The 15996-nt window shown below is 65.2% G+C and carries 15 protein-coding genes, 1 pseudogene and 1 riboswitch; of the genes and pseudogenes, 12 read left to right on the top strand and 4 right to left on the bottom strand.

Translation table 11 applies throughout. The features are described 5' to 3' along the window. Window positions 1-3: 3 nt before the first annotated feature. Entirely contained in the window at window positions 4-582 is a 579-nt protein-coding gene (locus tag ACG873_RS14990; RefSeq protein WP_394892725.1) for a NuoB/complex I 20 kDa subunit family protein, read from the bottom strand. After that, window positions 573-938, bottom strand: coding sequence for an NADH-quinone oxidoreductase subunit A (locus ACG873_RS14995; protein WP_394892727.1), 366 nt, complete (start codon window positions 936-938; stop codon window positions 573-575). Before ACG873_RS14995 ends, ACG873_RS14990 begins: the two co-directional genes overlap by 10 nt. A 368-nt stretch (window positions 939-1306) precedes the next feature. Here ACG873_RS14995 and ACG873_RS15000 point away from each other — a divergent pair, with 368 nt between their 5' ends. Further along, window positions 1307-2509 carry a winged helix-turn-helix domain-containing protein gene (locus tag ACG873_RS15000; protein ID WP_394892729.1) on the top strand — a complete coding sequence of 401 codons (1203 nt, stop codon included), beginning with the start codon at window positions 1307-1309 and terminating at the stop codon, window positions 2507-2509. On the opposite strand, the gene ACG873_RS15005 is transcribed toward ACG873_RS15000, so the two are convergent. Then, window positions 2506-2937 carry a hypothetical protein gene (locus tag ACG873_RS15005; protein ID WP_394892730.1) on the bottom strand — a complete coding sequence of 144 codons (432 nt, stop codon included), beginning with the start codon at window positions 2935-2937 and terminating at the stop codon, window positions 2506-2508. The genes ACG873_RS15000 and ACG873_RS15005 overlap by 4 nt on opposite strands. Before the next feature lie 186 nt (window positions 2938-3123). Next, window positions 3124-3327: riboswitch (cobalamin riboswitch) on the top strand. Between the two features lie 37 nt (window positions 3328-3364). Here ACG873_RS15005 and ACG873_RS15010 point away from each other — a divergent pair. The 8 genes and pseudogenes from ACG873_RS15010 (at window position 3365) to ACG873_RS15045 (ending at window position 12271) form a co-directional block, all read left to right on the top strand. After that, window positions 3365-3790 carry a DUF1636 family protein gene (locus tag ACG873_RS15010; protein ID WP_394892731.1) on the top strand — a complete coding sequence of 142 codons (426 nt, stop codon included), beginning with the start codon at window positions 3365-3367 and terminating at the stop codon, window positions 3788-3790. Next, window positions 3787-4824, top strand: a complete 1038-nt coding sequence (gene cobW / locus ACG873_RS15015) for a cobalamin biosynthesis protein CobW (RefSeq protein ID WP_394892732.1) — start codon at window positions 3787-3789, stop codon at window positions 4822-4824. Before ACG873_RS15010 ends, cobW begins: the two co-directional genes overlap by 4 nt. Window positions 4825-4834: 10 nt before the next feature. After that, window positions 4835-5395 (top strand): annotated as a pseudogene (locus tag ACG873_RS15020) (cobaltochelatase subunit CobN); the annotation flags it as partial. A 190-nt stretch (window positions 5396-5585) separates the two neighbouring features. After that, window positions 5586-8603, top strand: coding sequence for a cobaltochelatase subunit CobN (locus tag ACG873_RS15025; protein WP_394892734.1), 3018 nt, complete (start codon window positions 5586-5588; stop codon window positions 8601-8603). After that, window positions 8600-10141, top strand: coding sequence for a precorrin-3B synthase (gene cobG / locus ACG873_RS15030; RefSeq protein ID WP_394892736.1), 1542 nt, complete (start codon window positions 8600-8602; stop codon window positions 10139-10141). Before ACG873_RS15025 ends, cobG begins: the two co-directional genes overlap by 4 nt. A gap of 2 nt (window positions 10142-10143) precedes the next feature. Further along, entirely contained in the window at window positions 10144-10776 is a 633-nt protein-coding gene (locus ACG873_RS15035) for a precorrin-8X methylmutase (protein ID WP_394892738.1), read from the top strand. Window positions 10777-10778: 2 nt separating this feature from the next. Continuing rightward, complete coding sequence (locus ACG873_RS15040) at window positions 10779-11510, top strand: precorrin-2 C(20)-methyltransferase (protein ID WP_394892740.1); 732 nt, start codon at window positions 10779-10781, stop codon at window positions 11508-11510. Then, window positions 11507-12271 carry a precorrin-3B C(17)-methyltransferase gene (locus tag ACG873_RS15045; protein WP_394892742.1) on the top strand — a complete coding sequence of 255 codons (765 nt, stop codon included), beginning with the start codon at window positions 11507-11509 and terminating at the stop codon, window positions 12269-12271. The genes ACG873_RS15040 and ACG873_RS15045 overlap by 4 nt, the downstream gene beginning before the upstream one ends. Here the strand turns inward: ACG873_RS15045 and ACG873_RS15050 are convergent. Next, the gene (locus ACG873_RS15050) at window positions 12235-13002 is read right to left on the bottom strand and encodes a cobalt-precorrin-6A reductase (RefSeq protein ID WP_394892744.1); all 768 of its coding nucleotides are present in this window, start codon (window positions 13000-13002) and stop codon (window positions 12235-12237) included. The two genes, ACG873_RS15045 and ACG873_RS15050, sit on opposite strands and share 37 nt — an antisense overlap. 166 nt (window positions 13003-13168) lie before the next feature. On the opposite strand from ACG873_RS15050, the gene cbiE reads away from it, so the two are divergent. The 3 genes from cbiE to cobM are packed head-to-tail and all read left to right on the top strand — an operon-like array spanning window position 13169 to window position 15767. Beyond that, on the top strand, window positions 13169-14395 hold the full coding sequence (gene cbiE / locus ACG873_RS15055; protein ID WP_394892746.1) for a precorrin-6y C5,15-methyltransferase (decarboxylating) subunit CbiE: 1227 nt from the start codon (window positions 13169-13171) through the stop codon (window positions 14393-14395). Then, on the top strand, window positions 14392-15006 hold the full coding sequence (locus ACG873_RS32595; protein WP_417568624.1) for a cobalamin biosynthesis protein: 615 nt from the start codon (window positions 14392-14394) through the stop codon (window positions 15004-15006). The genes cbiE and ACG873_RS32595 overlap by 4 nt, the downstream gene beginning before the upstream one ends. Continuing rightward, window positions 15003-15767 carry a precorrin-4 C(11)-methyltransferase gene (cobM, locus tag ACG873_RS15070; RefSeq protein ID WP_394892747.1) on the top strand — a complete coding sequence of 255 codons (765 nt, stop codon included), beginning with the start codon at window positions 15003-15005 and terminating at the stop codon, window positions 15765-15767. The genes ACG873_RS32595 and cobM overlap by 4 nt, the downstream gene beginning before the upstream one ends. Window positions 15768-15996 lie beyond the last annotated feature (229 nt).

A 15996-nucleotide genomic window follows, 5' to 3' on the forward strand; every position in this document is an offset into this window, starting at 1 on the left:
GGCTCACCGCTCGATCGTGCCGGTGCGGCGGATCTTCTTCTGGAGGAGAAGGATTCCGTAAAGCAGCGCCTCCGCCGTGGGCGGGCAGCCGGGAACGTAGATGTCGACCGGCACCACCCGGTCGCAGCCGCGCACCACCGAATAGGAATAGTGATAATAGCCGCCGCCATTCGCGCAGGAGCCCATCGAGATCACGTAACGCGGCTCGGGCATCTGGTCGTAGACCTTGCGCAGCGCCGGCGCCATCTTGTTGGTCAGCGTGCCGGCGACGATCATAACGTCCGACTGGCGCGGCGATGCGCGCGGCGCGATGCCGAAGCGCTCGGCGTCGTAGCGCGGCATGGAGATATGCATCATCTCGACCGCGCAACAGGCAAGCCCGAACGTCATCCACATCAGCGAGCCGGTGCGCGCCCAGGTGATCAGCGCCTCGGACGAGGTGACGAGAAATCCCTTGTCGGACAGCTCGCTGTTGACCTCGCCGAAAAACGCGTCGTCGGACCCGACCGGCTTTCCGGTGTTCGGGTCGATGATGCCTTTCGGCTTGGGTGCTACCAGCGTGGAAGTATCGTTCAATTCCATTCCAGCGCTCCCTTCTTCCACTCATAGACAAAACCGATGGTCAGCACGGCCAGGAACACCATCATCGACCAGAAGCCCAGCATGCCGATCTCGCCGAACGAGACCGCCCACGGAAACAGAAACGCGACTTCGAGATCGAAAATGATGAACAGGATGGAAACCAGGTAGAAGCGAACGTCGAATTTCATGCGCGCATCGTCGAACGAGTTGAAGCCGCATTCATAGGCCGACAGCTTTTCCGGATCGGGGTTGCGGTAAGCCACCAGGAACGGCGCGGCAACCAGCGCCAACGCGACAACCAAGGCCACGCCAATGAAGATGACGATGGGAAGGTATGAACCGAGAAGCGTATTCATGCTCCGACTTTCCGTTGGCGGCCGTTCGCTTTCCGCTCGCGGCCGTTCGACCTGATTATAGCACTTAGTCCTATCGTGAAACCGCGACAGCTTGACCGGGTGAAGCCGCGCCTGAAACCATGCTGCATTGCGGCGAGGGTTAGCGCACGCACACATGTGAAGCAAGTCAAACGTTGGCCGAATCGGGGCAGCGTCGATCGCTTTTCGGCGATTCTAAGTGCATGAGCGCCGGTTTGATTTCCTTCCTATTATACTCCACTTTTTCTCCTGACACCAATCTTGCTGAAACGCTGTTAGGCTGGACCGGATCGACCGATTCCCGTTGATGCTGGACAGCCCTGTTCGATGTTTTTCCGGACCGCCGAAGAATGAAGGAAACGATATCCGTTGCGATGGCGCGGCGCATCGCGCTTGCTGCGCAAGGTTTCGCCGAGTCCCGGCCGGCAGCCGCCATCGCTCGGCGGCATCTCGCCAAGGTTCTCGCCCGCATCGGCCTGTTGCAGATCGATTCCGTCAGTGTCGTGGTCAGGGCGCATTACATGCCGCTGTTTTCGCGGCTCGGTCCCTATGATCGTGACCTTCTGGACAAGGCCGCTTCGGGAAAGAAGCGGATGCTGTTCGAATATTGGGCGCACGAGGCATCCCTGTTGCCGGTCGAAACTTGGCCGCTGATGCGCTGGCGCATGGACCGCGCGGCTCAGAGCGAGGGCATTTACGGCCGCCTCGCCCAATTCGGCCGTGAGCGCGCCGATCTGATCCAGGCAACTTATCGGAAAGTGGCCGCCGACGGCCCGGTCGCCGCTTCCGACATCGATGGCGCCAAGGGTTCCGGCGGCTGGTGGGGCTGGAGCGACGAAAAGCACGCCTTCGAATGGCTGTTCTGGGCCGGCCGCATCACCACGGCCTCGCGCCGCGGATTCGAGCGGCTCTACGACCTGCCGGAGCGCGTGATCCCGGCGGCCGTATTCGAGAGCCCTGCCCCGGAACCCGCCGAAGCCCACCGCGAATTGCTGCGCATTTCGGCCAAGGCGCTTGGCGTCGCCACCATAGGCGACCTGCGCGATTATTTCAGGCTCTCGCCGGCAGACGTGAAGGACCGCATCCCGGAACTGGTCGAATCGGGCGAGTTGCTGCCGGTCAGCGTCAAGGGCTGGAAGCAGCGGGCTTTTCTCCATGCCGAAGCCCGTATCCCGCGCAAAATAGCTGCGCGCGCCCTGCTTGCGCCGTTCGACCCGCTGGTGTTCGAGCGTTCGCGCACCGAACGGCTGTTCGATTTCCATTATCGCATCGAGATCTACACCCCCGCCGAAAAGCGCCGGTTCGGCTACTACGTCCTGCCGTTCCTGCTCGGCGACACCATCGTCGCCCGCGTCGACCTGAAGGCGGACCGGCCCGCCGGCATCTTGCGCGTGCTTGCCGCCTATGCCGAGCCCGGCGCCCCGCCGCACACCGCCGCCGAATTGCTGGAAGAGTTGAAGACTATGCAGGGCTGGCTGGGGCTCGACAGGATAGAGGTGACCTCGGCGGGCGATCTTGGACCGGCGCTGGCGGACATAGCCGCCGAAGGTTAGATCGCCGATGGGTCCGGCTGCTCGGCCGGCGACGATCGCTCGAAGATGGCCTTCACGCGCATGTTGCTGCCGTCGCTGTCCACGATATGCATCATCAGAATCAGACGCCCCCGACGCATCTTGAAACCTGTGGCCACCTCGCGCGCTACAGCCTGTCCGGACTTTGATCGCGTCCATTTTCCAGAACCGACAAGGGTGTCATCTCCGCCGGTGGGTATTTGGGTGAGAGGTGCAGACCAGCCGTTGCTGGCGTCGACCCAGAACCCCTGTTCCTTGCGGCTTATGGAAACTGTGCAATCGCCGCAATGTCCGCCGGTCGAGAAGACTTGCCGCCAAACGCCAAGGAACTCGTTTTCCGATGCAACGGCTTGGCCTTTGACCGAAATCGTCATCCACATCGCAAGAAGGATGGTTGCAAAAATTTTCAACGTCGAACTCCCTAGAATGCTCCAACGAACATGCAGGAAACAGCCTAAGGTTGCATTGACCGGGCCGTTAAAATTGTCGACTGATCGCGTCCTCTCTGACCATGCATTCGGCTTGCCCGCCTGGCCCCTGCAACAACCACGGCACGATCCGCCGTAACCGCGCGTTGACAGCACAGCACGCGGAAGCCTAAATTCGCCGCCGACGGTCCTCCTCCCGCAAAGGGGGAGGCTAAGAGGGAATACGGTGCGGCTTTTCCAGCCAACTCCGTAGCTGTCCCCGCAACTGTAAGCGAAGAGCCGAAGGCCGAAAACCACTGGGAGTTTCCCGGGAAGGCGGCCCAAGGCGACGACACGCGAGCCAGGAGACCTGCCGTCTGACGAAATATCCGACCGCCTGGCGGGTGTCCCGGGCAAGGAGCATAATGACTTGAAAGTCGACGGCATTTTTCCGCAACAGGTCGGGGACACAGGCAATGACGGCCATGCCGGCATCACGGTGGTCGTCTGCTCGTCCTGCCGCGACGAGACCGGATCCGACGCACGCCCCCGCGCCGGCGAAGTTTTGGGCGACGCGACGCGGCTCGCCGCCCAGGACAGCAATATCAACGTCAGGCAGATAGAATGCCTCGGCAACTGCAAGCGGCGTCTCTCCGCCGCCATTCTGCGCGACGGTTCCTGGAGCTACGTCTTCGGCGACCTGACGCCGGAAAGCGGCCCGGATTTGATAACCGGCGCAAAGCTCTTCGCCACCTCGACCGACGGCATCCTGCCCTGGCGCGGCCGTCCCGACAGCCTCAAGCGCGGCCTCGTCGCGCGTATCCCTCCCCTCGACCTCCTGAAGGACAATTCATGACCGCTTCCGCAGCCCGCGTCCCCTGCACCGTCGTCACCGGCTTCCTCGGCGCCGGCAAGACCACGCTGATCCGCCACATCCTCGAAAACGCCAACGGAAGGCGGCTGGCCATCATCGTCAACGAGTTCGGCGATATCGGCATCGACGGCGAAATCCTCAAAGGCTGCGGCATCGATGCCTGCCCGGAGGAAAACATCGTCGAACTGGCCAATGGCTGCCTCTGCTGCACGGTCGCGGACGATTTCGTGCCGGCGCTCGACCAGATCCTGGCGCTGGAGCCGAAAGTCGACCACATCATCATCGAGACCTCCGGCCTCGCTCTGCCGAAGCCGCTGGTCCAGGCATTCCAGTGGCCGTCGGTGAAAAGCCGCGTCACCGTCGACGGCGTCGTAGCCGTGGTCGACGGCCCGGCGCTTGCCGCCGGCAAGGTCGCCTCCGACCTCGACGCGTTGCAGGCACAGCGCGTAAGCGACGATTCCCTCGACCACGACGATCCGGTCGAGGAGGTGTTCGAGGATCAGATCGCCTGCGCCGATCTCGTCATCCTCTCCAAGAGCGACCTGCTCGATGACGCTGGCAGCGCCCGCGCTCACGCCGTGATCGGCGAACATCTCGCGCGCTCGGTCAAGATCGTCCCGACCTCGCAGGGCAAGGTCGATCCATCAGTGCTGCTCGGCATGGGGCTCGCCGTCGAAGACGACATCGAGAACCGCAAGACCAATCACGACGGCGAACTCGACCATGAGCATGACGATTTCGACAGTTTTATCGTCGAGCTTCCGGCGGTCTCCAACCCCGACGACCTTGCAAAGCGCGTCGCTGCCGCTGCCGACGAGGAGAATGTGCTTCGGGTAAAAGGCTTCGTCGATGTCGGCGGCAAGCCGATGCGGCTCCTGGTCCAGGCCGTCGGCGCCCGTGTGAACCATTATTACGATCGCGCCTGGACCGCCGACGACGACCGCCGCTCACGGCTGGTTGTGATTGGGTTGAAGGGGCTAAACCGCGGCGCCATCGAGCAGATTCTGGCGGGATAGAAGCTCGGCCATGCACATACTGACCACGACATCCGCCTCGCTAGACGATCTCGTGGAGCCTGTCGATCTGCGGCAGACGCCCGCGGATATCGTGGCGTTGTCCTTTACGGACAGCGATCTGGCAGGGCTGGCGGCAGCGTGGAAAGCCGACGCTGCAAACTTGCCCTCGATGCGGCTGGCGGCACTGCGCGACCTGCGCCATCCCATGTCCGTCGATCTCTGGATCGACAGCGTCGCCGCCCACGCGAAAATCATCCTGGTGCGCATTCTCGGCGGCTACGACTGGTGGCGCTACGGCTGCGACCGGCTTGCTGCCATCGCCCGGGAGAAAGGCGTCAAGCTGGCGCTGCTGCCCGGCGAATGCCGCGACGAGGATCTCCGCCTCATCGAATGCTCGACCCTGCCGCGCGTCGAACTCGACGCCCTGCTCGGCTATTTCCGCGAGGGCGGCCCCGAAAACATGCGCGGCCTTGTGCAACGGCTATCGGCGCTCGCCGGCGGCGATGCCGTAGCGAGTGCGCCGGTTTCGGTGCCGAAAGCCGGGTTTTATGATCCGGGAAAAGGGGTTATGAATAACGCGGATGCCTTTTTCACTGAAGGCGCCCCTTTGCACCCCCCCTCTGTCCTGCCGGACATCTCCCCCTCAAGGGGGCAGATCAGCCGGCCGGAATGTCGGCTCTCCTTCTCCATTGAAAGCGCAGCATGCATTGAAGATTGGCGAAAACGCCAATGAAGGCCCAATCTCCCCCCTTGAGGGGGAGATGTCCGGCAGGACAGAGGGGGGTCGGTACAGAACCGAGCGCAGCGGTGGAGATAACCTTTCACTTGATCCCACGCCCGTCATCCCCATCCTCTTCTACCGCTCGATGCTGCTCGCCGCCGACGTCGCCCCCATCGACGCGCTGGTCGAAGCCTTGCGCGAACGAGGCATGGCCCCCGTTCCGATCTTCGTCTCCAGCCTGAAAGACCCGGCCTCCCTCGCCTTCGTCGAAACCGCCCTCGCCGACCTCGCGCCCTCCGCAATCGTCACCGCAACCGCCTTCGCGACCGGCGCCGAACCCGGCGTCGAGACGCTGTTCGACCGCGCCGGCGTTCCCGTCTTCCAAGTCATCGTCGCGACGACCCGGCGCGAGGCGTGGGCGGAAAGCCAGCGCGGCCTCGCCCCGGCCGACCTGGCAATGCATGTCGTGATGCCCGAACTCGACGGCCGCATCCTCGCCGGCGCCATCGCCTTTAAGGCCGAGACCGAAGCGGACGCCGCCCTCACCTTCAAGGCCTTCGCAAACCGTCCCGAGCCGGACCGGGTGGCCCAAGTCGCCGACCGGATCGCAGCCTTCAGCCGCCTGCAGCGCACACCGCGCGCCGAGCGGAAGATCGCGGTGCTAATCCCGGACTACCCCAGCGCGCCCGGCCGCACCGGCTATGCCGTCGGCCTCGACGTGCCGGCAAGCGTGCTCGCCATGCTGCACGACCTGAGGAAACAGGGTTATTGCGTTGAAGGAATTCCGGAAAATTCTCGCGCGCTGCTGGACCGTTTGAACGTCGGCGGCCACGGATTAAGTCTCGAAGATTACACTTTGCTGTCCGCCGATTTACCCGCCGAAGCGCGCAAGTCCGTGGAAGGCGCATGGGGCAAGGCGGAGGTTGGGATAATTGATGACCCTGATGTGTCGCGCCGCCCCTCATCCCCCTGCCGGGACCTTCTCCCCGTAAACGGGGAGAAGGAGGCTGGCCGCGACGCCCCCGCTTCCCCTTCTCCCCGTCACTATACGGGGAGAAGGTCCCGGCAGGGGGATGAGGGGCAGCGTGGCGATCTCAGCAGCGAGGCTCAAGACCGTTGCAGCGAAGACATCCGGTTTCCCTTCCGCGCCGCCACGTTCGGCAACATCATCGTCGCCCTCGCCCCGGATCGCGGGCGTTCGGCCGACCGCCGCGCCGACTATCACGACCCGACCCTGCCGCCGAGCCACGCGCTGCTCGCCTTCGGCCTATGGCTGCGCAAATCGCTCGGCATCCACGCCATCGTCCATGTCGGAGCGCACGGCACGCTGGAATGGCTGCCGGGCAAGACGGTCGCCCTGAGCAGCGCCTGCTTCCCCGAAATTGTCACCGGCCTCCTGCCCGTCATCTATCCTTTCATCGTATCGAACCCGGGCGAAGCAGCGCAGGCCAAGCGGCGAATCGCGGCCGTCACCCTCGGTCATCTGCCGCCGCCGCTGGCGGATGCCGGTCTTGACGAAAACCAGCAGAAGCTGGAGCGGTTGGTCGACGAATACGCGCAGGCCGACGGCCTCGATCGTCGCCGCCGCGACCGCCTCGCAAAACTGATCGTCGAAACTGCCGCCAAGACCGGCCTCGCCGCCGAAGCCGGCGTGGCGAAAACCGACGCGCCGGACGAGGCGCTGCGCCGCATCGATGCCTGGCTCTGCGATCTCAAGGATTTCGCCATCAAGGATGGCCTGCATGTCTATGGCCGCGCCGCCGATGACGAGCCGGACGCAATTCGCCGCCAAAGCGCCGCTGCCGAGCGCGGCGCGCTGATCGCAGCGCTCGACGGCCGCCACATCACTGCTGGTCCGGCCGGCGCGCCGGCGCGTGGCCGCACCGACGTGCTGCCGACCGGCCGCAATCTGTTCACCGCCGACCCGCGCACGATGCCGACGCCGACCGCCTTCGACCTCGGCCGCGCCGCCGCCGGGGAGATGCTGCGCCGCTACCTGCAGGATCACGGCGACTGGCCGCGCTCGCTGGTCATCGACCTATGGGGCAGCGCGTCGCTGCGCACCGGCGGTGAGGAAATCGCCCAGGGCCTGTTCCTCATGGGCTGCCGCCCGCAATGGGATTCTGCGACCGGCCGCGTCACCGGCATCGAGGTGCTGCCGCCGGCGACGGTCGGCCGGCCTCGCGTCGACGTCACCTGGCGCATTTCCGGCCTGTTCCGCGACATGTTCCCGACCCAGATCGCGCTGATCGACGCGGCCGCCGCCGCCGTTGCCACGCGCGACGAGGAGGCTTCCGAAAACCCGCTCGCCGCCGAAGCCCGCGTCACCGGAAAGGCGCCTTCGCGCATTTTCGGCTCCTCCCCCGGCACATATGGCGCCGGCACCGAGGATATGCTGGCGCGCGGCGACTGGCAGACGCGCGAGGAAATCGGCCGCGCCTATCTGGAAGCCACTTCGCACGCCTACGGCGGCGCCGGCGGCGAAGGCATCGCCGCGCCCGGCGCATTCGCCGCCCGAATCGCCGAGGCCGACCTCCTGGTGCACACGGGCGACGACCCCGGCCGCGATATTCTCGAAGGCTCGGCAGATGTCGCCTTCATCGGCGGCTTTTCGGCCGCACTCGCGGCGTTGGGCAAGAACGCCGACGTCATCGTGCTCGACACCACCGATCCGGCGCGCCCGCGCCCCCGCTCGATCACCGAAGCCGTGGCCCGCGTCGTCCGCGCCCGCGCCACCAACCCGCGCTTCATCGACGGCCAGATGCGGCACGGCCCGCGCGGCGCATCCGAATTCGCCGAGACCGTCGACCGGCTGGTCGGCTTTGCCGAAACCACCAACGCCATTCCCGGCGCCCTTATCGAGGCGGTCCACGACGCCTATCTCGGCAACGAAAAAGTCCGCGCCTTCATCCTGCGCGAGAACCCGGCCGCGGCGAAGGTGATCGCCGAACGCTTCGCCTCGGCGCGCCGCCGCGGCCTGTGGCACCCGCTGCGCAATTCCATCGACGACGACCTCGCGGCCCTGATCGCCGAGGCCCAAGCGCTGGAGGCGGCATGACCTTCTCCCGCCGCGGCGCCTGCCCAGCACTGTCCGCGCCGATGCAGACCGGCGACGGCCTGCTCGTTCGCCTCAACCCGGTCGCTGGAGGCGTTTCCCCGAACGCGCTGATCGGCTTGTGCGAATCGGCTGCGCGCCAGGGCAACGGCGTCGTGGAAGTCACCGCGCGCGGCAGCCTGCAGATACGCGGCCTGACCGCCGAATCCGCCCCGCTTCTGGCCGCCGAAGTCGATGCGCTCGGCATTGCCGTACACACCGCAGTTCCCGTCGAGACCGGGCCGCTGGCCGGGCTCGACCCGGACGAAATAGCCGACCCGCGCCCGCTGGCCGAGCGCATCCGCGCGGGCATCGAGGCTGCCGGCCTGGGAAACCGGCTCGGCCCGAAGGTTTCTATCGTGGTCGATGGTCGCGGGCGGCTGGCGATGGACACCGTGCTGGCGGATGTCAGGCTGGTCGCCGAAGGGCGCGACACGCGGACCAAGCGACAAGGTGCTCGTCCTCTCTGGCGTCTTTCCGTTGCAGGCGACGGCCGCACGGCGAGCCCGCTTGTACTATTGCCGGAGACTACCGCCGCAGATGCTACGCTTGCGATCCTCGCCGCCATCGCAGCGCTTGGACGGGAGGGGCGTGCGAGAGATATCGAGTCTAAGCGTTTGGCCAGCTTGACGCTGGCGTCAAAAGGTTCGCGCTCGACGTTGCCCCCTCTGTCCTGCCGGATATCTCCCCCGCAAAGGGGGAGACTAGCAGCGTCGACGTCCCTGCTACTCTCGTGGCTGAGCCCAATCTTGCTGATGCGTTCAACGTTGGCGAAAGCGGAAGCGACAGCGCGATCTCCCCCGCGTGGGGGAGATGGCCGGCAGGCCAGAGGGGGCAATGTCGGGCGCGAGCATCTGCAAGGTTTCTCCGCCGTTCCTCTCGGCATCTTCCCCCTTACCGAAAACCAATACGCTATCGCCATCGCCCTGCCCTTCGGCAGCGTGCCGGCCGACAAACTGATCGCATTGGCAAACACCGCCGCCTCGCTCGGCGCCTCCGAAATCCGTTTCGCACCGCAACGCACTTTGCTCGTCCTCGGCCTTTCCGAACCCGCCTGCGCCGAACTCCGGAGCGCCGCCGCATCGCTCGGCTTCGTCACCGATCCCGCCGACCCGCGCACCAAAATCGCCGCCTGCCCTGGCGCGCCGGCCTGCGCGTCCGGCCACATCGCCACGCGAAAGATCGCCGAAGAGATCGCCAAAGAGGCCGGCGACATTTTTGACCCAACCTTCTCCCTCCACGTTTCGGGCTGCGCCAAGGGCTGCGCCCATCCGGCCGAAGCATCGCTGACGCTGGTCGGCGGTGAAAAAGGAGCCGGACTTGTCGTTTCGGGAACGGCCAAAGGGCTTCCGGCTGCCTACACGCTGGGCTATGAAGCCGCGCGCGGCTTCGGCCGGGTCGCCGCACTTCTCCGCAATCAGCGCCAGCCGGGAGAAACCACCGCGTCCTGTGTAGCGCGGCTGGGTGAAACCCGGGTCGCGGCAGTGTTTCAGCAAGGATAAAGATGGCCGAGTACGAATACATTCACGACGGCACGGCGATCTATGAGCGCTCGTTTGCGATCATCCGCGACGAGGCCGATCTTAGCCGGTTTTCCGAGGTCGAAGCCGACGTGGCCGTGCGCATGGTGCATGCCTGCGGGCTCGTCGAAGCGGCGCAACACTTTGTTTTCTCTGAAGGATTTGTGGACGTGGCGCGAAATGCCCTGCTGGCCGGCGCGCCGATCTTCTGCGATGCCGAGATGGTCGTGCGCGGCATAACCCGTACGCGCCTGCCGGCTGACAACGAGGTTATCTGCACACTTCGCGACCCGCAAACCGCTGAAATCGCAAGGGAAATCGGCAACACCCGCTCGGCTGCCGCGATGCGGCTCTGGGGCGAGCGCATGGCGGGCTCGGTGGTTGCCATCGGCAATGCTCCGACGGCCCTGTTTTACCTGCTGGAAATGCTGCGCGACGGCGCGCCGAAGCCGGCGGCGATCATCGGCATGCCCGTTGGCTTCGTCGGCGCGGCCGAATCCAAGGATGCGCTGGCCGAAAATTCCTACGGCGTGCCCTATGCCATCGTGCGCGGCCGTCTTGGCGGCAGCGCCATCACGGCTGCGGCCGTCAATGCACTAGCGAGGCCAGGCCTTTGAATATGCAAGCAAAAGGCCGGCTGGTCGGCGTCGGCACCGGGCCCGGCGACCCCGAACTTTTGACCGTGAAAGCGGTGCGCGCGCTGGCCGAGGCTGACGTGGTCGCGCATTTTTCGAAGCGCGGCAGCAACGGCAATGCGCGCGCCATCGTCGGCGCGCACCTGCGTCCGGAGTGCATAGAATTGCCGCTCGTCTATCCCGTCACAACGGAAATAGACAAGGATCACAACGACTACCGCTCCGCGATAGCCGATTTCTACGAGGAATCTGCCGGCAAAGTCGCGGAACACCTCGAAGCCGGCAGAATGGTCGCGGTTCTGTCGGAAGGCGACCCGCTTTTCTATGGGTCGTACATGCACCTTCACGTGCGCCTCGCCGATCGCTTCCCGACCGAGGTCATTCCGGGCGTCACCGCCATGTCGGGCTGCTGGTCGCAGGCCGGCTTGCCGATCGTGCAGGGCGACGACGTGCTCTCCGTTCTGCCGGGCACGATGAGCGAATTCGAGCTGACTCGACGTCTTGCCGATACGGACGCTGCTGTCTTCATGAAGGTCGGGCGCAACCTGCCGAAAATCCGGCGGGCGCTCAACGCGACCGGCAAGCTCGCCCGCGCGATCTATGTCGAGCGCGGCACGATGGCCAACACCGCTTCGATGCCGCTGGCCGACAAAGCGGACGACGATGCGCCCTATTTCTCGATCGTGCTGGTTGCCGGCTGGGCGGGGCGGCAATGAGCGGAAAGATCTTCGTCATCGGGCTCGGCCCCGGCAATGCCGACCAGATCACGCCGCAGGCGAGCCGGGCGGCGGCGGAGGCCGAATTCTTCTTCGGCTACGGACCCTATGTCGACCGGCTTGAACTTCGCCCGGACCAGACCCGCATAGCATCCGACAATCGCGAGGAGCTTTCACGGGCCAAGGCCGCGCTGGAGAAAGCGGCCGAGGGGGTGAAGGTCGCCGTCGTCTCGGGCGGCGATCCCGGCGTCTTCGCCATGGCCGCAGCCGTTTGCGAGGCGATCGAGGCCGGGCCAAAAGAATGGCGCGACATCGACCTGACCGTGGTACCGGGCGTGACCGCGATGCTCGCGGTCGCTGCCCGCATCGGTGCCCCGCTCGGCCATGATTTCTGCGCGATTTCGCTGTCGGACAATCTGAAGCCGTGGGACCTGATCGAGAAGCGCCTGCAGGCTGCCGCCGGCGCTGGTTTCGTGATCGCGCTCTACAACCCGATCAGCAAGGCGCGCCCCTGGCAGCTTGGCCGCGCCTTCGAAACTTTGCGCGGCATCCTGCCTACAACAACACCCGTCATCTTCGGCCGCGCCGCCGGCCGCCCCGACGAGCGGATCGAAGTGTTTCCACTGTCGAAGGCCGATCCGGAAAAAGCCGATATGGCGACCTGCGTCATCATCGGCTCGCCAGAGACAAAAATCATCGAACGCGGCGAGCGGCCCGCTTTGGTCTATACGCCACGTTTTTCGGCTGGATCCAGCCAATGATCGACTTTTCCCAGAAGCTCCTCGACGCTCGCCGCGGCCGGTACGTCCGGCAGCACCGGCCTGCGGAACAGGATCACCTCGATGCCAAGCTTTCGCGCCGCGGCGATCTTGCCGTACGTGGCGCTGCCGCCGCTGTTTTTTGCGACGATGGCGTCGATGCGGTGGGTTTTCAGCAATTCAAGCTCATCCGCCTCGGCGAACGGCCCGCGTGCCAGAATGTAGGTCGCGTCGGGCACGTCGAGCGGCGGCTCGACCGGATCGACGCTGCGTATGACATAGGCGTGCTGCGGCGCCGCCGCGAATTCGGCGATCTCCTGCCGGCCGAGCGCCAGAAAGACTTTTCGCGGCGCGGTCCCGAGCGCTTGCACCGCCTCCGCCGCATCGGCGACCAGCGTCCAGCGGTCGCCTGCGGCCGGCTCCCATGCGGGACGCCGGAGCGCCAGTATCGGAACATTCGCCAGCAGCGCCGCCTCGGCGGCGTTGCGCGAAATGTTCGCGGCATATGGATGCGTGGCGTCGATCAGCAGATTTATTTGCTCCTGGCGCAGATATGCGGCCAGACCTTCCATCCCGCCAAAGCCGCCGCTGCGGGTCGGGACGCCTTGCGGGACAGGACTTTCGGTGCGTCCGGCCAGCGACAGGGTGACAGCGAGATCGCCGCGCTGCGCGAGCTTTCCGGCCAGTTGCCGCGCTTCGGTGGTTCCGCCGAGGATGAGGATTTTTTGGAGCATGCGCAGATGCGTTCGTTGAATTTCGTCGCCCTGCCTTACCCGCTTCAGGACGCCACGTCAGCGAAAACAGTTAAGGCCGAACGTTTAGCACCCCCTCACCGTCCGCTTCGCGGCGAAGCGGACGGAGTGGGGGCTCTTAAAGCTGCACGACCGGTTGCGGCCTGAGATGACAAACTCAACAGCCACACCCATATGGCTAAGCATCGTCGGCATCGGCGAGGACGGCGTGGCGGGTCTCGGCGACGAGGCCAAGCGCTGCATTGCCGAGGCGGAAGTCGTCTTTGGCGGTAGGCGGCATCTGGCGCTGGTCGAAAAAATCGTCACCGGCCAAGCGCGCCCGTGGCCGACGCCGTTCGATTCGGAAATGCGCGATGTGCTGGCGCGGCGCGGTCAAAAAATCTGCGTTCTCGCTTCCGGGGATCCTTTCTTTTATGGCGTCGGCGCGACCCTGGCGCGAAAAATTCCTGCGGCGGAGATGCGGGTGGTCCCAGCGCCATCAGCCCTTTCGATAGCCGCAAGCCGGCTCGGCTGGGCGCTTCAGGATGTCGAGGCCGTTTCGTTGCATGGACGATCTATCGATCTGATACGCCCGCTCCTCCATCCGAAAACGCGTATCCTTGCTTTGACCTCCGATGCCGATGGTCCGGCGGCGATTGCAAAGCTGCTCACGGAACTCGGTTTCGGCGCGACGCGGCTTACCGTCCTTGAAGCGCTTGGCGGTCCGCACCAGCGGCTGCGCAGTGTGCGAGCCGATGGGTTCGACCTGAAAGACATAAATCCGCTCAATGTGTTGGCGCTTGAAATTGATTCGGTGCGCGATGCGAGAATCCTTCCTTTGACCCCCGGCATGTCCGATGATCTGTTCGAGCATGATGGCCAGATCACCAAGAGCGAAATCCGAGCGGTGACGCTGGCGGCGCTGGCCCCTCGACGCGGCGAGCTTCTTTGGGACATCGGCGCGGGTTCTGGATCGATCTCGATCGAATGGATGCTGGCTCACCCATCGATGCGCGCCATCGCCATCGAAGCCGAGCAGGATCGCGCCGCCCGCATCCGCCGCAATGCGAGCGCCTGCGGCGTTCCCGGCCTGAGCATCGTCGAAGGTTCCGCGCCAGAGACGCTGGCCGATTTGGAAACGCCGGACGCAATCTTCATCGGCGGCGGCGGCTCGGCGCCGGGCGTCATGGACGCCGCGATAGCCGCCCTGCCCTCTGCCGGCCGGCTGGTGGCCAACGCGGTCACGCTCGAAATGGAAACGCTGCTTCTGGCATCGCATGCCCGGCTTGGCGGCGAGCTTGCGCGCATATCCGTCTCCCGCGCGGCTCCCGTCGGCTCCATGCAAGGCTGGCGGCCGGCCATGCCGGTCACCCAATGGTCGTGGGTGAAGCCATGATCGTCGCGGGGATCGGATGCCGCAAGGGCGTGAGCATGGCGGAAGTGATCGCAGCCGTGGAAGCAGCACTGGAAGCGCATCGGCTCGACGCAGGCACGCTGTCTGCGCTGGCGACCACTGCGTTCAAGCGGGACGAGGAGGCGATTTTCGCGGCGGGGCGGGAGCTTGGGCTGCCGGTGATTATCGTGGAGGATGAAGCGCAAGCATCGATGACCCCGACCAAGGACGCTCCGCTACGCCAAGCGCCCTTACTTGAAAGCGCAGCGCCGCCCCTCACCTGCCTGCCGGCATCCTCTCCCCGTAAACGGGGAGAGGGACACCTTCATCCAGGATTTCGCCAATCGTCTAGCTTGCAGGTTGATCGCGCAGGCCAACACCAGCCCCCTTCTCCCCGTTCACGGGGAGAAGGTCCCGGCAGGGGGATGAGGGGCGGCTCGGCGGCAGCGAATACGCTCACCCACTCCGCACGTTCCCAGGCCGTGGCCGGCACGCCCTCTGTCGCCGAGGCGGCGGCACTCGCGGCTGCAGGCGAAGGCGCACGGCTGCTTGGCCCGCGCATCGTCGTCGGCCCGGTCACCTGCGCGCTAGCGACATCCGGAGACGCGGCATGACGGTTCACTTCATCGGCGCAGGCCCCGGCGCGGCCGACCTCATCACCGTTCGCGGCAGCAGGCTCCTGGCGCAGTGCCCCGTCTGCCTGTATGCCGGCTCGATAGTCTCACGGGAACTGCTGGACTATTGCCCGGCCGGGACAAAACTCGTCGACACTGCGCCGATGTCGCTCGACGAGATCGAAGCCGAATATGTCGCCGCACATCAGGCCGGCCACGACGTGGCGCGCCTGCATTCGGGCGATCTGTCCGTGTGGAGCGCGGTGGCCGAACAGATCCGCCGGCTGGAAAAACACGGCATCCCCTATACGATGACGCCGGGCGTTCCTGCCTTCGCCGCCGCGGCGGCAGCGCTCGGCCGCGAGCTGACGATTCCGGAAGTGGCGCAAAGCCTCGTGCTGACGCGCGTATCCGGCCGCGCTTCGCCCATGCCTTCGGGCGAGACGCTGGCCGCCTTCGGCGCGACAGGCGCGACGCTCGCCATCCATCTGGCGATCCACGTCATCGACCGCGTGGTCGCGGAACTGTCGCCGCTCTATGGCGAAGACTGCCCGGTGGCGGTCGTGTTCCACGCATCATGGCCGGACGAGCGGGTTGTGCGCGGGACGCTTGCCACGATTGCTGGAGAGCTGGTGAAAAATCCGATCGAGCGCACGGCGATCATTTTCGTCGGCAAGTCGCTGGCAGCAGAGGGTTTTCGCGAAAGCTCGCTTTATGACGCCTATTATCAGCGCCGTTTTCGGGGGCGCGACGGGTTATGAGGGCGGTGACTGGAACGCCTGATCGGATGAGCACCAATCCTCGTCATCCTGATGAAACAAGGGTAGAGCCGGGACTTGTTTCCGACTCTGCCGTATTCTCTGTCGAGGCATGGATTCCCGACACTCTCCACTCGCTGCGCTCGCTCACGAGGTCGGGAATGACGGACGTCATTTTGCGTTTTCGGCAATCATCTCCGGTCTGGAAGCGTGTTCCTGACGTATGTCGTTG

Source organism: Allomesorhizobium aridi (genome assembly GCF_043769475.1).
In the GTDB taxonomy this organism is placed as follows: Bacteria; Pseudomonadota; Alphaproteobacteria; order Rhizobiales; family Rhizobiaceae; genus Allomesorhizobium.